This is a genomic window from Arthrobacter sp. MYb227, assembly GCF_002975435.1.
Taxonomy (GTDB): Bacteria; Actinomycetota; Actinomycetes; order Actinomycetales; family Micrococcaceae; genus Paeniglutamicibacter.
Genome location: NZ_PCPT01000013.1, coordinates 47,128 through 65,410, shown reverse-complemented (window position 1 = coordinate 65,410; position 18,283 = coordinate 47,128). Strand labels below are relative to the sequence as shown.

At 53.0% G+C, this 18,283-nt stretch carries 18 protein-coding genes and 1 pseudogene; 12 read left to right on the top strand and 7 right to left on the bottom strand.

Annotation, left to right across the window (positions count from 1 at the left end; all coding sequences use genetic code 11):
- Nucleotides 1-4: 4 nt before the first annotated feature.
- The 3 genes from CQ018_RS17560 to CQ018_RS17550 all read right to left on the bottom strand — a co-directional run bounded on the left by CQ018_RS17560 (nucleotide 5) and on the right by CQ018_RS17550 (nucleotide 3,500).
- Nucleotides 5-493, bottom strand: a complete 489-nt coding sequence (locus CQ018_RS17560) for a ferritin (protein WP_105551312.1) — start codon at nucleotides 491-493, stop codon at nucleotides 5-7.
- Between the two features lie 222 nt (nucleotides 494-715).
- The gene (locus CQ018_RS17555) at nucleotides 716-1,096 is read right to left on the bottom strand and encodes a hypothetical protein (RefSeq protein WP_105551311.1); all 381 of its coding nucleotides are present in this window, start codon (nucleotides 1,094-1,096) and stop codon (nucleotides 716-718) included.
- A 55-nt stretch (nucleotides 1,097-1,151) separates the two neighbouring features.
- The gene (locus CQ018_RS17550) at nucleotides 1,152-3,500 is read right to left on the bottom strand and encodes a Tex family protein (RefSeq protein WP_105551310.1); all 2,349 of its coding nucleotides are present in this window, start codon (nucleotides 3,498-3,500) and stop codon (nucleotides 1,152-1,154) included.
- Nucleotides 3,501-3,737: 237 nt separating this feature from the next.
- On the opposite strand from CQ018_RS17550, the gene CQ018_RS17545 reads away from it, so the two are divergent.
- The 5 genes from CQ018_RS17545 (at nucleotide 3,738) to CQ018_RS17525 (ending at nucleotide 8,695) form a co-directional block, all read left to right on the top strand.
- Complete coding sequence (locus CQ018_RS17545) at nucleotides 3,738-5,195, top strand: aminopeptidase P family protein (protein WP_258142694.1); 1,458 nt, start codon at nucleotides 3,738-3,740, stop codon at nucleotides 5,193-5,195.
- Entirely contained in the window at nucleotides 5,192-6,391 is a 1,200-nt protein-coding gene (locus CQ018_RS17540) for an amidohydrolase family protein (RefSeq protein WP_105551309.1), read from the top strand. The genes CQ018_RS17545 and CQ018_RS17540 overlap by 4 nt, the downstream gene beginning before the upstream one ends.
- On the top strand, nucleotides 6,391-7,677 hold the full coding sequence (locus CQ018_RS17535; protein ID WP_105551308.1) for an alpha/beta fold hydrolase: 1,287 nt from the start codon (nucleotides 6,391-6,393) through the stop codon (nucleotides 7,675-7,677). The genes CQ018_RS17540 and CQ018_RS17535 overlap by 1 nt, the downstream gene beginning before the upstream one ends.
- A gap of 83 nt (nucleotides 7,678-7,760) precedes the next feature.
- Nucleotides 7,761-8,117 carry a hypothetical protein gene (locus tag CQ018_RS17530; RefSeq protein ID WP_105551307.1) on the top strand — a complete coding sequence of 119 codons (357 nt, stop codon included), beginning with the start codon at nucleotides 7,761-7,763 and terminating at the stop codon, nucleotides 8,115-8,117.
- An 80-nt stretch (nucleotides 8,118-8,197) separates the two neighbouring features.
- Nucleotides 8,198-8,695 carry a thermonuclease family protein gene (locus CQ018_RS17525; protein ID WP_105551306.1) on the top strand — a complete coding sequence of 166 codons (498 nt, stop codon included), beginning with the start codon at nucleotides 8,198-8,200 and terminating at the stop codon, nucleotides 8,693-8,695.
- A 7-nt stretch (nucleotides 8,696-8,702) separates the two neighbouring features.
- Here CQ018_RS17525 and CQ018_RS20130 read toward each other — a convergent pair whose 3' ends face one another.
- Entirely contained in the window at nucleotides 8,703-9,329 is a 627-nt protein-coding gene (locus CQ018_RS20130) for a helix-turn-helix domain-containing protein (protein ID WP_181149982.1), read from the bottom strand.
- Nucleotides 9,330-10,003: 674 nt separating this feature from the next.
- Here CQ018_RS20130 and CQ018_RS17515 point away from each other — a divergent pair.
- Both CQ018_RS17515 and CQ018_RS17510 read left to right on the top strand, forming a co-directional pair.
- On the top strand, nucleotides 10,004-10,381 hold the full coding sequence (locus CQ018_RS17515; RefSeq protein ID WP_105551304.1) for an RNA-binding S4 domain-containing protein: 378 nt from the start codon (nucleotides 10,004-10,006) through the stop codon (nucleotides 10,379-10,381).
- Between the two features lie 78 nt (nucleotides 10,382-10,459).
- Nucleotides 10,460-10,687 (top strand): PLDc N-terminal domain-containing protein, encoded by a 228-nt coding sequence (locus CQ018_RS17510; protein WP_105551303.1) that lies wholly within the window; start codon nucleotides 10,460-10,462, stop codon nucleotides 10,685-10,687.
- A 341-nt stretch (nucleotides 10,688-11,028) separates the two neighbouring features.
- Here the strand turns inward: CQ018_RS17510 and tatC are convergent, their stop codons facing one another.
- From tatC to CQ018_RS17495, 3 genes are all read right to left on the bottom strand, one after another.
- Nucleotides 11,029-11,865 carry a twin-arginine translocase subunit TatC gene (gene tatC / locus CQ018_RS17505; protein ID WP_258142692.1) on the bottom strand — a complete coding sequence of 279 codons (837 nt, stop codon included), beginning with the start codon at nucleotides 11,863-11,865 and terminating at the stop codon, nucleotides 11,029-11,031.
- Between the two features lie 6 nt (nucleotides 11,866-11,871).
- Complete coding sequence (tatA, locus tag CQ018_RS17500; protein ID WP_105551301.1) at nucleotides 11,872-12,093, bottom strand: Sec-independent protein translocase subunit TatA; 222 nt, start codon at nucleotides 12,091-12,093, stop codon at nucleotides 11,872-11,874.
- 293 nt (nucleotides 12,094-12,386) lie between these two features.
- Entirely contained in the window at nucleotides 12,387-12,764 is a 378-nt protein-coding gene (locus CQ018_RS17495; RefSeq protein WP_258142690.1) for a Sec-independent protein translocase TatB, read from the bottom strand.
- Between the two features lie 331 nt (nucleotides 12,765-13,095).
- On the opposite strand from CQ018_RS17495, the gene CQ018_RS17490 reads away from it, so the two are divergent.
- From CQ018_RS17490 to CQ018_RS17470, 5 genes and pseudogenes are all read left to right on the top strand, one after another.
- Nucleotides 13,096-14,553 (top strand): VanZ family protein, encoded by a 1,458-nt coding sequence (locus CQ018_RS17490; protein WP_105551300.1) that lies wholly within the window; start codon nucleotides 13,096-13,098, stop codon nucleotides 14,551-14,553.
- A 717-nt stretch (nucleotides 14,554-15,270) separates the two neighbouring features.
- The gene (gene lepB / locus CQ018_RS17485) at nucleotides 15,271-15,981 is read left to right on the top strand and encodes a signal peptidase I (RefSeq protein ID WP_105551299.1); all 711 of its coding nucleotides are present in this window, start codon (nucleotides 15,271-15,273) and stop codon (nucleotides 15,979-15,981) included.
- A gap of 206 nt (nucleotides 15,982-16,187) precedes the next feature.
- Entirely contained in the window at nucleotides 16,188-16,592 is a 405-nt protein-coding gene (locus tag CQ018_RS17480; RefSeq protein ID WP_105551298.1) for a hypothetical protein, read from the top strand.
- Nucleotides 16,496-17,620 (top strand): IS3 family transposase, encoded by a 1,125-nt coding sequence (locus tag CQ018_RS17475; protein WP_146111950.1) that lies wholly within the window; start codon nucleotides 16,496-16,498, stop codon nucleotides 17,618-17,620. Before CQ018_RS17480 ends, CQ018_RS17475 begins: the two co-directional genes overlap by 97 nt.
- Nucleotides 17,620-18,122, top strand: a pseudogene (locus tag CQ018_RS17470) (IS481 family transposase); the annotation flags it as partial. The gene CQ018_RS17475 and the pseudogene CQ018_RS17470, both read left to right, overlap by 1 nt.
- Between the last annotated feature and the right edge of the window lie 161 nt (nucleotides 18,123-18,283).

The window sequence follows — 18,283 nt, the reverse complement described above, 5'->3', positions numbered from 1 at the left end:
GCTTTTAGCGGGCAGCGAGCTCGGCATCTAAACGCAGCAATCCGTTTCCATCATTGTTGATCATTTTGATTCGTTCAAGAATACCGCCGACAGTGGCTTCCTCTTCGACTTGCTCCTCAATGAACCAGTGAAGCAATGGAATCGAGTCAATGTCGCCTTCATTTTGTGCCAGACGGTACAAATCACGAATCGCTTCCGAAACCTTCTTTTCGTGGCCCAAAGAGATCTCAAAGGCATCTTCAACCGTGCTCACCGAAACGCTCGGTGCAGCCATGGCACCGATGACGGGGTGTGCGGATCGATCAATCACGTGAGCAATGAACTTTTCGGCGTGCTCGAGTTCTTCGGCTGCCTGGGCACGGAACCAGCCAGCAATACCCGAAAGGCTCAGCGCATCCATCTCAATGGACAGCTGGCGGTACACGGTTGAGGCGTGCAGTTCAAGAGTGATCTGGTCGTTGAATGCGTCTGCAAGTTTTCCTGTAAGTTCCATGTTCCACACGCTACCTACTCTTTTGTCCCTTGTCACCGAAGTTTGGCCATGCTTACCCGCACGTAAATATGTCACGGATTGGGGTGGTCAATTGCCTAAGCAAGGTGATGCTCACCTTGCTTAGGCAATCTCCAAATCCCTCGGTTAGTGTGCATTTGGCATACCTGGCACTCACATTCACCGGGTCTCATGGCGCCAAAGACTAGGCCGGCTGGAGATCACTCATACTTGGGCGACGGGTTCCCCGCCGTGCATCTTGGCAACCATGACATTCGCATCTCGCAGGCCCAGAAGAACTCCCGTGAGCATCAGCGCCAGCCCCATATAGAGAGTGAGCACATGCAGGAACTCGGCACCCGGAATCAACACGGATCCAACGCCGCCCACGGCCATAACTACCGCGGCGCTCCAACATCCAAGAGTACTTTTTTGTGCCGCAGCGTGATGACCCAACAACCAACATTCATCGCAATGCTTCAACGCCTCGGTACGTAGTCCGAACCAAGCATTGCGTTTAATTTGACCGGTTCCCGCGGCCTTAATCACCCAGCCCAGCCCGGCCATCAGAAACACCATAAACCCTGTCCAGATCAGATCACTCATGCCCGCGTCCTTACCTGGGGTAAAAGATAAAGCGTGTTGCAGCAAACTTTGTAGATCATTTGTTTAACCCGGCCCGGCGCAGTGCCTCTGCCATTGCCGTATTTCCACCGGCCGGAGCGGGGCGACTCTGTGCCTGCTTGCTGCCTCTTGTTTCCGCATGGTTCCCGGTGCGCGGCGTCCGGGGGCCTCGCTGATCCCCGCGCGGTTCATTGCGCTGATCGGTGCGAGGCTTCTTGGTGCCGGGTTCATCCTCAAGGCGCAAGGTCAACGAAATGCGTTTACGTGCTGGGTCGACCTCAAGTACCTTGACCTTGACGACCTGCCCGGAGGTGACAACTTCGCGTGGATCAGAGATAAATTTGTTACTCATTGCAGAAACATGGACCAAGCCATCTTGATGAACTCCCACATCAACGAACGCACCAAAGGCAGCAACGTTGGAGACGGTGCCTTCAAGAATCATGCCAACCGCAAGATCGGTGATCTTTTCAACGCCTTCTTTCAAATTTGCTGTCTTGAAGTCGGGGCGCGGGTCACGTGCCGGACGTTCTAGTTCCGCAATGACGTCTTTGACGGTTGGTAACCCAAATTGTTCGGTAACAAAATCGGCAGGGTTTAACGCAGCCACCGAGGTGTTCCTGGTTTGAACGGCAGCCAAGAGGTGCTCGGCAAGACCATAGGCCTCCGGGTGAACTGCCGAGGCATCAAGTGCCTGTTTGCCGCCGGTAACGCGCAAGAACCCCGCACATTGCTCAAAGGCCTTGGCTCCCAAGCGCGGAACCTTGAGCAAGGCCTTACGCGTGGCAAAAGGACCGTTGGCATTGCGGTGCTCAACAATATTGCGGCTCAGCAAGGGACCGACACCCGCAACGCGTGCCAGCAACGCAGGAGAAGCGGTGTTAACATCAACACCCACAGCGTTGACACAGTCTTCAACCACCGCGTCCAACGACCTATCCAACTTGGCAGGGGTCAGATCGTGTTGATATTGCCCCACACCAATGGATTTGGGTTCAATCTTCACAAGCTCTGCCAATGGATCCTGCAACCGCCGGGCAATTGAGACAGCACCACGAATTGAGACATCAAGATCGGGAAGTTCCGCACTCGCCAGCGCGGAGGCCGAGTACACGGAAGCTCCCGCCTCAGAAACAATCACCTTGGCCGGTTTATTGGTCAGCTTGGCAATGACTTCACCGGCAAGTTTATCCGTTTCACGGCTTGCCGTTCCATTACCCACGGCAATCAGCTCTGTACCGTGCTTGGTAGCGAGGGCCACCAAAGTATCAATCGATTGGGTCCACTTATTTGCAGGTGCATGCGGGTAAATAGTGGCAATGTCGACTACCTTGCCGGTAGCATCGACAACAGCGACCTTCACGCCGGTGCGAAGCCCCGGGTCCAGTCCCAGAACTGCCCGGTTACCCGCAGGTGCTGCAAGCAGCACATCACGCAGGTTAGCTGCAAAGACCTTCACCGAGGCTTCTTCCGCGGCTTCAAAAAGGCGGGTTCGCAGATCGGATTCCAAACGTGCCAGCAGGCGCCCGCGCCAGGCTAGACGAACAGTCTGGGCTAACCATTTACCTGCCGGCGCATCAGCAGAGGATTTGATTCCCAACGAGTGGGCAACGGCTGCCTCATACCCGCTGCGCGCCTCGGTCAGCGCCGCATCATCGCGTGGGTCTGCCTCGGCAAGTTCAAGGTTTAGTACCCCTTCCCGTTCCCCACGCAAGAGCGCAAGCACCCGGTGGGATGGTTGCGCGGCAACTGGTTGAACAAAGTCTTCATAGTCAGAGAATTTTGCGGCCTCGGCTGCCGGAGCTCCGGGAACAGCCTTGGAAGCGATCTTGCCGCGGGTCCACAGCCGTTCACGCAACTCAGAAACCAGCACCGCATCTTGTGATGCTCGCTCGGTGAGAATGGCCCGGGCACCGGCCAGTGCATCGGACGCAGCAGTGATCTCGTGCTCGGTGCTCAGAAAGCTAGCCGCAAGAGTTTCTGGGTCCTGGCTAGGATCAGAAATCAGGGAATCGGCGAGCGGTTCAAGCCCTGCCTCGCGAGCGATTTGGGCCTTGGTCCGGCGTTTAGATTTGTAGGGAAGATAGAGATCTTCGAGCTCGGCCTTGGTGGTTGCCGCGTTGATTGCGGTCTTTAGCTCCGCGGTGAGCTTACCAAGTTCGTCAATGACCTTGAGGATAGATTCGCGACGGTCTTCAAGTTCACGCAGGTAACGCAGGCGCTCTTCGAGCATACGTAGCGCTGTGTCATCAAGAGTTCCGGTGACTTCCTTACGGTATCTGGCAATGAAGGGAACCGTTGATCCCGCATCAAGGAGATCAACGGCGGCCTTCACCTGCCAGGCGGCAACTGATAGTTCGGCAGCAATGGTGTCAATAATTCGCATCTGGCTCACCACTCAAGTCTGCCGCATCCATCCGATACCGTAGGTGTTCCGCTCACGAGTGTCGGCAGAAGAGTCAAAGCCACCCATGCCCAGCAAGAGGCATAGATGACGCAAATACGCCACGGCCCCGGCATCACACTTGGCATCCAAAACATGTGATGCTTAAAGGGTGCGTGTGCGGTGCCACACGTCCAGCACACCAACGCATCAGTCTCAGCAAAGGAACCTCAGGTAGTCGTGAACACGTCCGAGCAAAAAACAGCCTCAATGCCAGCGCCCAAGACAGCAGATCCAAAGTTGCCGAGGCTCGCCGAAGTTCCTGCCTTTACCGAGTGGATGTCCCAAGGCTGGGCGGATCCCGAACGCACACCAGCTGCAACTCCGGATGCCGCAACCGCCGCTGCCCTGCATAGATCCAAGCTTTCTGCTGCCCTGCCCGGGGTATCCTTCGTGGTGGCCTCCGGCTGGGCGCCTGTACGTAGCAATGACTGCTTCTACGATTTTCGTCCGCATTCGGACTTCCTGTGGCTGACCAACTGCTCGGCAGAAGGTGCCGTACTGGTGGGGACGCCGGCCGGCGGCGGGCACGATTTCCAGCTCTTTGTTCCGGCCCCCGCACTACCGGGAGATCCCAAGTTCTTCACCAGCGCCGCACACGGTGAGCTGTGGGTAGGTGCCGCGCACGGCCCGACCCACTGGGAGCAAGCCCTAGGACTGCCCACCGCCCCGATGACCGCACTTGATAATGTGCTGGCGCGTCTCTCGGGTGCGGAAGCCGCGGGAAATCTCAGCGCCTCCATGATTTCCACGCACGGACTCAAGCCTTCGGCAACGCTCAGCCGTACCCTCTCCGAGCTGCGTTTGCTCAAGGACCCCTGGGAAATCACCGAACTACGTAACTCGGTTACCCACACCATTGAAGGATTCTCCCAGGTCATCAACCAGATCCCCACGGCCATTGAAGGTGGTGGTGAACGCTGGTTGCAAGGAACCTTTGATCGAGTGGCTCGCACCTACGGACATGGCCCGGGCTATGCCACCATTGTTGGCTCCGCGCACCACGCTCCCACGCTGCACTGGGTCCGTTGCGATGGACCAGTAGTCGAATCCGAGATGCTGCTACTTGATATGGGTGTCGAGGAATCAAGCTTCTACACCGCGGATGTCACCCGTACCTTCCCGGCCAACGGCAAGTTCACTACGGCCCAGCGTGAGGTTCACGATCTGGTCGAGAAGTCACACCGCGCGGGGCTGGCTCAGATTGCACCGGGCAAGGACTTCACCGATTTCCATACGGCAATCATGGAAGTCATTGCCAACGGACTCAGCGATTGGGGAATGCTCCCGGTCTCCGTAGATGAAGCTCTCTCCCCCACCGGACAGCATCACCGCCGCTGGCTTGTCTGCGGAGTCGGCCACCACCTGGGTCTTGATGTGCACGACTGTGCTTCTGCTTCCTACGAGGAATACCAGGGTGCCAAGTTGCAGGAAAACATGGTACTCACCGTCGAGCCTGGCCTGTACTTCCATAAGCATGATGAGATGGTTCCACCGGAACTCCGCGGCATGGGTGTACGCCTTGAAGACGATCTTCTTGTCACCGCCAGCGGGCACGAAAACCTTTCAGATCCCTTGCCGATCGATGCCGCAGGCATCGAGGCGTGGATGGCAGCACAGGCAGGAAATAAGGCATGAGCACTCTTACCATTACCAATGCATTGATCTTTGACGGAGAAAACCCGGAACTGATCAGTGGCAATATCACTTTCAGCGACGGACTCGTCTCGGCTATCGGAAGCCAGGAAGAAGGTGAACTAATTGATGCCAGCGGGAAGGTAGTGATCCCGGGCCTGATTGATGCACATTTTCACGCCTACGCAATTTCCCTTGATGGGTTCCGCATTGAACGCGGGCCGCTCTCTTATTCGGCGCTTGCCGGAGCCAAACGTCTGGGTGAGGCACTGGGCCGTGGTTTCACCACGGTTCGTGATGTTGCCGGCGGAGATGTCGGGCTAGCTAATGCCATCAAGGAGGGTTTGCTCCCCTCCCCGCGCTACTTCTATACCGGGCCGGCTTTGAGCCAAACAGGTGGGCACGGGGATCCACGCGAGGCCGATATTGATGTTTGCTTCAGCCACGGGCACATGTGTGAGGTTCTTGATGGTCCCGAGCCACTGCGCATTGCCGTGCGTGAACGCCTACGCACCGGTGCCCACGCCATCAAGATCATGACAAGTGGTGGAGTGATCTCCCTGACCGATCCGTTGGCCATTCCGCAGTACTCCAATGAGGAAATCTCCGTGGTGGTCGCCGAGGCAACCCGTCGCGGCTCCTACGTGGCGGCCCACGCCTACTCGCCAGAGGCGATCATGCATTCGGTGCGCAACGGTGTGCGTTCCATTGAGCACGGTAACCTTCTTGATGAGCCAACCGCCGCGTTCATGGCAGAAAACAACACCTTCTTGGTACCCACTTTGGCGGCCTACGCGGCAATGGACCGTCGAGGCGACGAAGTAGGTTTGGCAGAGGTTTCCAAGACTAAAAACATTGAAGTTCTCAACGCGGGACGCGAAGCTATCAAGATTGCCTTGAAAGCAGGAATCAAGGTTGGCTTTGGTTCGGATCTCATGGGTGATCTGGCTGATGAGCAGCTCAACGGCTTAGCCCTACAGATTGAGGCCTCGGGTGTGTTTGAAACACTGCGTTCGGCAACCAGCGTCAATGCCGAACTCCTGCAGGAGCCAACCTTGGGCAGGCTTGCCCCGGGCATGGTTGCGGATGCGCTCATTCTTGATGGAAACCCATTTGAAGATCCTTCGGTGATCTTTGATGGTTCCCGTCCGCGCACCATCATCCAGGCCGGCGCAATAGTTGATGCGGGGACCCTGTAATGGCAACCGAGTACATCGCAGCGGGAAAATTATTCCGCGACAGCACCATTGAAGTTCCGCTTGACTGGGATAACCCAGCATCGTCCGAAAAGATCGAGATCTTTGTTCGCGAAGTAACGCGGGCCCAGGATCAGCACCGCGAGCTACCACTCTTGCTCTTTTTGCAGGGTGGTCCAGGTGGCAAGGGTCCGCGTCCTATAGGCAGCGGAAGCTGGATCGATACCGCACTCGAGCGTTACCGAGTAGTGCTACTTGATCAGCGTGGAACTGGCCGTTCAACACCCATCAGCGCAGCAACCATGCAACGCTTCGATTCCGCCGAGGCCGGTGCGGAGTACTTATTGAAGTTTAGGGCCGACTCGATTGTCCGCGATGCCGAAGCTGTACGAAACGAGCTCTATGCATCAACGCGTTGGGCAACCTTGGGCCAGAGTTATGGTGGATTCCTGACTCTGACTTATCTTTCGTTGTTCCCTGAGGCTTTGACCGCCTGCCACATTACCGGTGGACTTCCTTCCTTGGAACCGAGCGCCGCGGGCGTGTATGCACGCACCTACCCTCGCACCGCCGCCAAAACCGCACAATTCTACGATCTCTACCCACACCACGTTGAAACCACTGCGAAGATCGCGGATCTACTGGAATCTACAGACGTGCGACTCCCCGATGGGGATCGTCTCACGGTACGCAGATTCCAATCATTGGGTATCGATTTTGGTATGAAACCGGGCTTTGAGCGATTGAATTGGCTCTTAGATGAAGCACTGAGCGCTGATGGTCTCAGCGATACATTCCTTGCAGCAGTACAGTCCCTGACATCCTTTGCTGGCAACCCTCTATTCGCTGTGATGCAGGAAAGTATTTACGGGCACGGCAACAACGGTGCAACGGCATGGGCGGCACAGGCAGAGCTTGAGCGTCTACCTGATTTTGATGCCACTGCCCGTCCGCTGATATTCACCGGGGAAATGATGTTCCCGTGGATGTTTGAGGAAACAAAGCTATTGCGCCCCTTCAAGGCCGCGGTAGACCTAATGGCACAAAAGACCGAGTGGTCCTCCCTCTACGATCTTGAAAAACTTGCAGCCAACAAAGTCCCAATGGCAGCTATCGTTTATCACGATGACATGTATGTTGATTCGGGGTTGTCTTTGGATACCGCAGGCAGGGTCGGAAATCTGAAGGCTTGGGTCACCAATGAATTCGAGCATGACGGCATTGGTTCCGGAGCTGTCTTGCCACGACTCTTTGAGATCATTGACGAACTCGGTGGACCTTTAATCTAGGTTCCCACCGGCTACCGTATGACATTTGGGGTGTCTGTTTCCTTTTCAGGGAACGGACACCCCAAACAGTTAAGCTTGTGTTCATGAAGATCCAATTCCGTAAGACTCCGTTGCTCGCTTCAGTAGTCCTGGTTATGTTTGCCATAGCCGGATGTGCAGAAGTTGGCGACAAAGCATCCTCTGCTGCGTCGTCGGCAGCATCGCACGTTGCCGAGCTTGCCAAGAAGGAACTGATCACGGCCGTATGTGCGCCGCTGAAGGATGGTACCATCAACGCCTCGGAACTCAAGGTCCTCTCATCAATGGTTGATGCAGTGCGTGAAGGCGGCTTGCCCAAAGAACTCGTGAATGCCCTAGATGGAGTTGCGGGTGCCGGAGACAATGTTCCTGCGGATGCACAGGCCCGCTTAGTGACTGCCTGCGACAACTCGGTGCGCTAGCTTCCCACGGTGGCAAAGAATAAATCTAAGAGCATCACTCGACTATTTCTGGCTTTGACAGTTATCGGAGCCGTTTTCTCGTGTGGTGGTGGTTTACCACTACACAATCCGAAAAATCGAAATCTGTTTCTTCAGCCACCGCGGTGATCCAGCATGTGGTTGATGGGGATACAGTGTATGTCTTGCTCGAGGGCAAAGGAACAAAGGTTCGCCTCTTGAACGTCAGCGCACCGGAAGTTGCGCACATGGAGATACCCGCCCAATGCTATGGCAATGAAGCAACAGAATTTCTAACCCAAAAGTTGCCAAAGGGCAGCATTGTGGAGCTGGATTTTGATGTTGAACGCTTTGATAAATACGGACGAGTCTTGGCCAGTATTACCTACAAGGATGAATTCATCAACGAATCCATGATTTCGAGCGGTCATGCAACAGCGATGAAAGTAAAACCAAATGTGAAGCACTACGAGCAGCTACGTGCTGCTCAGAAGCTTGCGGAGCGTTTGAAAGTTGGACTCTACGATCCGGACAACGGTTGCCGCTGCGCTTCCGGCAGACATACCGCCATGCACGAATGAAATGAGTTTAGGAAGAAGGACGGCGAGTTCTCGAACGGTACTCCAGCGGGCTACAGGAATGGCGCGCTTTGAAAGCCCTGGCAAGTTGGTCGGGACCGCCGAAACCACATTCTTCGGCAACCGAAGCCACAGTTTTTTTGATCGGCAAACGTAGCAGTAGTTCGGCTCTATCCACCCTGCGCTCTCGGATCATCTTGGCGATTGAGACCTTCCGGCCTTCAAAGAACCTATAAATCTGACGTCGACTAAAACCAAGTGACTTGGCAATTGAATCCACACTAATATCTGGATCACTGTAGTTGGAATCAATAATGTTGAGTACTTGAATACGTGTGGAAGCCGAGACCTCGTCCATGAGGATAAAGCCTTCGGTGAACTCGGTAGCGACTCCGGTCAAGAGTTCAAGAATCGCACGTTCAATAAATCCTCGTTGGGTATCTTCATCTCGTTGTTGAAGAACGAATGCCAAATCGACTAAGGCTCTTATGGAATTACATGCCAAAGCATTATCCATGGTTGCCCCGGCCATCAGGTCGGTATTTAGCCCCCTTGATTCAAGGTAGCTTCGAGGCACATAAAAAAGGATGATATCCATCTCATCGGTGGTCGAAGAGATGAACTCTTCATCCAGCAATAAGGTAATTATCGAGTCTGGGCCCAAGCTCCGGAGCACTCCACGCTGAACTGTCCTGATATTTCCACTTCTCAGCACAGCCATCTGTACGTACCTATCGTACGAATCGCCAAGATGCTCGGGTCGACGGTGGAACGTCACGCCGTCCCCAGCGCAATGGGTCAAGAGCAGCTTTCCGTGCCTCCAGCTCCTGACAACGCTAGAATAAGTTGCTGGGCTTTTCGCGGTAATCGTCCAGTTCTGCGAAATTGCAGCTAGTTGGGCAATTCCCTTGATCATGACGCCACCCAGAAATCTGTCCAGATTCCGGTGAAGCTCGGAAGAAGGATCGGTGAACCGCGATTCACCAGACAGTTGAAAGTTTCCATTAGCCATTAGGTCAAATAATCTCACAGTTCGGCTTTGGGTACACATCCATGAGGACATATTCGAGAGCTGACTAGCTATGTTACTTTTCAAAGCATCTAGAGAGCTTCCTGCGTACCCGTCCTATCGCGTGGACTGTACTAAGCGGGTCAACGAGTTCCAACAAAATTGGCGCAAAATGCCAGCGTCACCTTCATGCTTTATCTATTCAGTCCTCAAATTGGTTGGTTCATTGCATCCCTGCCGCATTTTCTGCCCCTTACACGGCGCCTCCACGCTGAAACATCGCCCACAGATAGACTGGGAACGTGAAGCAAGATTCAAAGGCTGTAAGAATCGACGCCTGGCTCTGGTCGATTCGTGTCTACAAAACTCGTTCAGCCGCTACAGCAGCCTGCCGAGCCGGTCATGTGCGCCTCAACGATAAACCGGCCAAGGCGGCACAAATCGTGGTGCCCGGCGACGCTATCCGGGTCAGACAGTCTGGGCTAGAACGAAATCTTGAAGTAACCGCAGTCTTGTCCAAACGTGTCGGTGCAGATATCGCCGCCCGCTGCTATATCGACCACACGCCAGTGCGGGCTAAAGAAGTCATTCCACAGGTACCAGTACGAGATCGTGGAACTGGTCGGCCCACCAAGAAAGACCGCAGAGAGATGGAACGCCTTCGCGACAGCTTCAAGTAAGCAGAGCGATACGATGAAACAACCGCTTGACGCCTAACAAAAAACTGACGCACCAATAACTTCGGATCAAGGAAAAACATGGCACAGAAAAAACATTGGAATGATATCTCTGTCGTTTCACGCTGGCGCATTGCTATCTTGGGTATCATCCAACTCGCCCTACAGTTTGTTGCGCTGCGGGACCTGATGAAACGACCAGCAATCAACGTACGAGGACACAAAGGTGCGTGGGCGGCTGCATCGTTCATCAACTTTTTGGGCCCACTCGCATATCTAGCGTGCGGACGCCTCAATAATCCGAAGTAGAAATTAGAATCCCAAGGTGTTTTGAGACCTTGCAAATTGTGTCCGCCTCTTCGTATACGAGGATGGTCGAATTCTCGCCAGCTTTCTTTCAAAGCCACAAAACTCATCGGGTGAAATTGATTAGATGGTATGTAGTCCATAGCCTAGTGCTTCGGGGCTAAAGCACTCGTAGATGTTTTACACTCTGTCCCTCTCCATATGAGAGACGAGTGAGGCTTTCCTTTGGTGCCTCCGTCCAGTATGACCTAAGCAAGAAACGCTCGGTTAAAGCCCTCGAGCACAGGAATACTTTCCGTAATAGTGACAAGCAGCCCTGCGCTCGAGGGAATCTCAGACAAGGACTATGGAAGATCCACGGTCTCGGGTAGCGTCGAAGCTTCGTCAACCGACGCTGCGATGGCCGCTTCTATTGCAGCAATTTTCTTCGCACGCTTACGGTCGTTGAGATGACAGATCAGCGTGGCTGTTGCAAAAGTGATAAATAGTGGGCCAGCAAGTGCAAACATGGTGATCGCATCGCCACCGGGCGCCGCCATCGCAGCGACCAAGGCAATCAAAAAGACTGTGATTCGCCAGTTCTTGATGATCATTTTGGCCTTAAGTATGCCGATCATGTTCAAACCGACCATCAATACTGGGGCCAGCATAGCTAACCCGAAAGCAATCAATAGCCGGGTTACGAATGGCAGATAGTTATCTGTACTCAGCAATGTCATGGCGGTGTCGGGGCTCAATGAGATAAAGAATTTGAGTGCATGCGGCAAAACCCAATAGGCCATGCCTACACCCATGACGAACAGTGGTGCCGCTGCGGAGGCAAACGCAAGTGCCGTGTTTCGCTCTTTTTTCTTAAGACCCGGGACGATAAATGCCCAGAGCTGATAAATCCATATCGGTGAGGAGAAAATAAGACCTAGAAGCAACGAGGTCTTAAGCATGATGTCGAAAGGACCCATGACAGAGGTGTAGGTAACTTCACCTCCATATTCGCGTACTGGTTCGATGATCATCTTCAGGACATCGTCATATAGGAAAAATCCGCCGACGGTCCCTAGCACTAGTGCTATCAACGCAATAAAAAGCCTATTGCGCGCCTCAACAAGGTGCGCTTTGAAAGCCATACGGCCTTCAGGGTTTTTCTTTCGGCCTTGTTTAGAGGCGTTTTCCTTATCGCTCACGAAATATTAGGCGTTGTTCTTATAAGGGGCAGCATCAATGATCTTGTCTTCCACGGTTTCATCCGCAGCCGGCGCACTGGTGCCTTCGTCTTTCATCTGACGAACCTCGGATTTGAAGATTCGAAGAGACTGACCCATCGAACGGGCCAAGCCGGGAAGCTTCGGGGCGCCGAAAAGCAACAGGGCCAAAATTACGATAATAACTAAATGCCATCCTTGAAGGCCCATGCGAGGGTCCCTCCCTTTCGATCGGTTTCACTGTATGCCAAGGTCAAAAACGAAATAATGATCAGTTGTCTCGACCGGAAGTGGATCTGCTCAAACACTATGAGTCTAGTGTTCAAGTGCTTGTATTACTTAGCTGATCTGTAGCAGTCTCTAGTAATTGCCTATGCTTGGTCGAGAGAACGCGAACTAAAAAATGGCCGACGCTTATTTGCCGGGCAGATCTTTAACATCGCGTGACAGTTTCTGTGTCTAGATGAACCACACTAAGAAAACGTGAAATTGGACGTTGAAGCTCAGTTCACAACTTTTGCAGATTCAGCAGACTCTTTGCTTTTTTCTAGCTGTAAAGTCTCGTCCTGGTCAGCAAGGCCCTGCTCAATTGCTGGTTGTTTGGCTAGGTCGACTGCTTCCTGGAAATCATCGAGCAACGCATCCTTGATGATTCGCCGAGGATCATACTGGCGCGGATCCAGTTTTTTCCAGTCCATATCGGCAATATCATCGCCCATTTCCTCGCGTATTTGTTCTTTTGCGCCGGTGGCCATACGACGTAGCTCTTTGACGAGACGCGCAAGTTTGGATGCATATTCTGGAAGTTTTTCAGGACCCAAAATCACCACAGCCAAGATGGCAAGCACCAGAAACTCACTGCCATTGATTCCCAGAAACATACTTTAAGCCTACAGGTTTTCCGCCGACAAAGAAGCCACGGTCATAGGACGATAGAAAGCTGTCCACAAAATGATATTTGCCAATTGTGCAGGGAACTAACGAGCCCGATACCATCGCTGACCACAACACACGAACTTTCCAGCTTGAAAGAATCATCTTGTAGTCTTCTCAGAGGCACCATTCCCTGGGTTATCTCAATTGGTTACCTTGACGTTTCATTCCAACACGGCCAATTGTCCATATGCCTAAACCTGTAGACTTTCAATGCTGGGCTAGTGCCAAATTCGCAAACCCTGCTAGTTTGCTTTACCGTTACGATGACTGGGCCCGATGACCAAGCCGCTTTACCGTTTCTCGATTTTCTTGGCGTCCTTATATTTGCTTGCGCTGATTTTGATAGTTTTCTGGCCAACGCCGGTGGACCAGCCCGTGAGCGGAAGTCTTCATCAGGTCATTAGTTGGCTACACAGGCATGGAATGCCTAAGTTCATTGGCTACAACAAGATCGAGTTTGCAGCCAATATTGCCTTGTTTGTTCCGCTTGGATGCATAGCAATTGTTTGGGTTAAAAAGACGGGCCTCAGTATCCTGATTGGGTTCTCGGCTTCGCTCCTCTTCGAGCTCGGACAGGCAACACTACTGCCCAAACGCTACGCTTCGGGCCTAGATATCCTAGCCAACACGCTTGGAACCGCTATTGGTGTTGCCGCATACATTCTGGAACGAAAACACAATAGCAGGCAAGCAAAGTCCAGTCTGGCAAAGACATTTACGCATGATCAGTTAACTTCCTTGCACGGCCGATTGCCAATGGAATCCTTCGAAGCCAGCACCAGCTCTGGCTCGCGCATTCTTACTGATTCGAGGTTGTCTCCACCGATCCGCCGTTTTCCATCTTGGCTTGCCCCGACGTTACATCTACTCAATAACAAGCCGAATCAACTGATTTCAAGGCTTAGATCGAAGAAAACGATAACAGCTGGCGTTGTCTTAGTTGTTAGCATGACTGTATTAGCGATCGTTTTAGTCACGGCAGGAGGGTCAACGCCGACTCTCGCGACCCAAGAGTCCCCCGCCACTGGCATTCCCACAATTCAACCTTCTCCTCTGCCTACTCCGTCAAGTTCTCCCACTAGCAAGCCAAAACCGACTCCGAGATCATCTCATACGCCCGCACCGGCGTCTGTTCTACCACCGAAAAAACCCATTGCTGCATTCATTGGGGATGACTTCGCAATCGGAGTAGGTGCTTCGGGTCGCGAATCTGGATGGGCTGAAATACTCGCAAGAAAGCGTGGATGGGACCCTCGAAACCTAGCGCACAAGAACACTGGCTATGCCAGCTTCTTAACCGGCAGCCCTGCGTTAGCCGCCTGTGATAGGCAACGTTGCCCACGATATGCCGAGTTAGTTGAACGACTAAAATCAATCCAACCCTCAATAGTTGTGGTCTCGGGTGGCCAAAGAGACATCTGGCAAGGAACACCTTCCACTGCGGCCGAGATCGACAACTTCTATCGAAGCTTATCCAGTGCACTCCCCCGCGCGCGAATCATTGCTGTCAGCCCAACGTGGGGCATAGATCCGCCGCCGGAAACATTGCACACAATCACTCAACAGGTCAAGAAATCGGCAACTAAGGTTGGGGCGAAGTTCGTCGATATCGGACAGCCTCTCCGGGACAGAACTGATCTTGTCGTCGATTCGGGGCAATACCCCAACGATGCGGGACATAGGTCGATAGCCAAATCTATTTCGGCAAAGCTCGATGCTTCAAAGTCATACTGACACCATAATTTTCACCTGGTACTAGCGGCACTGGATTCTTGAACTCACATGTGGTGTGGAGGACAGCTCTTCTCGAAACTACGAATTCTTGAGCGTCATCACAGCACAAACTTCATAGTCTTACCTTGACCACAGGATAAAGACGGGTCGCCGCAGCTCAGGGGCTAGCTGGAGAGCGCATAAACGATGGCTCCAATAGCAAGTATGAGCAGGACTGCCAACATTGTGTTCTGCCACTTAACGGGAATTTTCGGACCGTTTTGGTGGTAATGGTTTTTTTGGGGCTTACGCTTCTTTTTCATTTTGTTGACTCCACTTAACATTGCAGTAGGTACCATGCCTACTCAGATAATTTCATGATCAGCCGCAAATCATGTGACTCACCGCACCTAATGGAAAAGTGTTTCACTGCAATCGATAGTTACTAGGCACGTTCTCGGCAATTTGCATTATTTGCCCGGAAGTTCAGGGTCTAAATCAAATTAAAGTTTCACCAAAATTCGTTGGCAAATAGTGAAGCGAGCAACAGTATTATCTTCGTCTTCCATTGGGTGTACATCAACGCGTCTGTCTTTCGCTAAACGTAAAAGCCTGCGGTGAGAAGAGCCTTAGGCCTGTTCCGTGTTCGAGGTGGAAACCCTGTAGGGAAACACCTATGCGTGTTCTATCGGTTGTATTGCTTTCTCTATCTCGATGATCTGGAAGTAGGCTGGAATCATGACCGCCCCAAGCCCAACAAAACACCGAGTACCTCTTTGGTTCTCTGTTCTAGCCAATCTGTTGGCCGCAATAATCGTCATTTCACTTTTTCAGACATTTGTCGCAAAGATCTATCAGGTTCCTTCCGGTTCCATGGAGAATACTCTAAATATTGGTGATCGCATCATAGTGAATCGTTGGAATTCCTCGGATTACATTCCGCAGAATAATGACGTAGTTGTGTTCAATAGTGAGGATTCATGGCATGCGGCAGGCGCAACCAAAGAGGATCCCCTAATAAAACAGGCGATCAAGACTTTTGGTGATGTAACGGGCATTGGCCCTTCGCATGAGCGTCCACTGGTCAAGCGTGTTAGTGCTTCCCCTGGTGATACGTTGGAATGCTGTAGTCCGACTACGGGGACTCTTACACGCAATGGCGAACTATTAGAAGAGCCCTACATTTTCCAAGATCTACCTTTTCTCCCGGGACAGCTGGATTGTGAAAGCGATCGGAAGTCTAGGCGTTGTTTTGGACCGATTGTTGTTCCCGAAGGGAAGTTCCTAGTGATGGGTGACCACCGCAGTAATAGTTCTGATGGGGTGTCTCAATGTCGTGGGCTGGACCGTTCTCTTGCCCACGGATGTGCACGATTTGTGGATGAAGCAGAGATTGTTGGTCGCGTCAGTCTAGTGTTATGGCCGTTCAAGAACGCGAAGACACTTTAGTGCACGGATGACATCCTAAATTTAGGATGGATTACTCGTCAGATACGGGCGCAAGGACAAACTATAAATAGCGATTTAGCATTTGTAAAATTTGTTACTTGATCGCCTATTCGATGCCCAGGCGATCACAAATACGCTGTTGCCCTCTCAGTCAGGCTGGTTGTGAGCCACTCGGCTCTTTCTTGAATGCTTGAAGGAGACCACCAATGTCCGTTGTGATGCAAGGATTTACCCGTGAGGAAATCCGTGAGTTCATGCACCAGTATTATCTGCAACCGCATGGAACCAAGAAGGCCTGGGTCCAAGCTCAGCAGGTGCCGGTGTGGAGGGTGCCGCAGTGGAGGAAGCTGGTCTATGCCGGCGATCTCGACCGGAACCTGATTCCAAGGGATCATGGGAGCATGACCCGCACCTATGGCGAACTGTCCGCGTTTGAAAAGAAACGTGCTCAGGAGATCGCTGATCACCAGGCAGAAGTTGAACAGCTCAAGGATCGTACCCGCATGCTTGAAGGATCAAACACGGCCTTGGGAAAAGCTATCGGGCTCTTGCACGACTTGAACGTGTCAGAGCCCGAAACACCGCAGACTCGCGATCCGAAACATCCCTAGCCACCGAGAACCAACTCATTGATTCACTGCGTGAATTCACCGGATCTCAGCGGCAGGCCCTTGACTTAGCGGGAGTATCGCGTTTCACCTGGCATTACCGGCAAAAGCCACGTGAACGCGTCCAAGACCCGCTGCATCAGTCCCAGCGTGCCTATGAATGCCGCATCAGTCCCCAAGATCGCGAACGGATCAGGGAATACATCATGCTGGGATGGGCCGAGAACGTTTCGGTGGATCATTCTTTCGCCACCGTTTGGGATGCCGGGATCATGTTGGCATCGCGGCGCACGTGGTGGCGTATTGCCGCGGAGATTGAAGATCAAATGCTGCGCCCCACGATCCCCACCAAACGGCAAAACAAGCAAGAACCCCGGCCTAAGCCGGTGCTGAAAGCCACCAGACCGTGCCAGATCTGGTCGTGGGACATTACAGACGTATATTCACCGTGGCGCAACAAGGCGTTCAAAGTGTATTCGGTGATCGATATTTTCTCTCGACAGATCGTTGGATGGCGCGTGGAGGAACGTGAAGCGGACCATCTGGCCGTGGACATGTTTGAAAACGCCATCAAAGAACACGGAGCGCCAGATATAGTGCACGCGGACTCGGGGCCGGCGATGAAGTCCCATCTGCTCCGTGATGCGCTGACCGAGCACGGCGTGGAACTATCGCACAACCGTCCCTACGTGAGTAATGACAACCCGTTCAGCGAATCAGGGTTCCGGAGAATGAAATACCGGCCCGGATACCCCAGAGTCTTCAAAACCGTCGAAACTGCCAGAGACTATATTGGCGACTACGTCCCTTGGTACAACACCGAACACAAACACTCGGGCATCGCCTTGTTCTCACCTGCCCAGGTCCACGACGGGTCATGGAAAGAACTCTGGAAAACACGCGCTCACGCGCTCCAGGACTACTACACAAAGAACCCCGGACGCTTCCGACAACGCCCCAACACCCCAGCGCCGGCCAACCAGGTAGGTATCAACCTACCTAAACCAAAACTTACCTTACTAAACGCCTAGTGACTCCGAGCCTGCCAGACTCCTTGAGTATCTCCCAGTTCTGCAAGGAACTAGGCATCAGCAGGCCCGCGTACTACAAAGTCCAAGAACGCTGCGTCGTTAAAGGTCACGAAGCACTAAACCCACGGTCTTGCATATCCCCAAACACCTGGCGCAAGCAGGCTGGGACAACCGTCCACTATCCTTTTGGATTGAAAGCCTAGACACCGACGAATTCGGTGACCGAAGACCATCAGTAGCCACCATTGGACAGATCCTCTCCAAAGCAGGAGTCACCAAGAGCACTCCCCGAACGCAGCCACGTAAGTCACGGCTACGTTTCGCCCGGTCTTATCCCATGGAGCTTTGGCAAATCGATGGTTTGGAATACGGACTCTTCGATCAGGACGCCACGAAGGTGATGAACTATCAGTTCATCGATGATGGGACTCGATTCGATGTCGGCATTCGCTGTTTTGAGCAGCTGGAAAATGCGCAGGACGCTATGACCACCCTGAATGCTAAATGGCGCTAGTTGGAACTGTTGTTCTGACAAACCGAAGTCATGAGATCGGCTGTCTACGATGTGGTGCGATTCGGTGTCCACGATGTAGGGAGGTTACACACTGTGAGACTTGTCAGTAGCTGGTCTGGGACTAGCTGGCAGGATAAGTACCGGTCGGT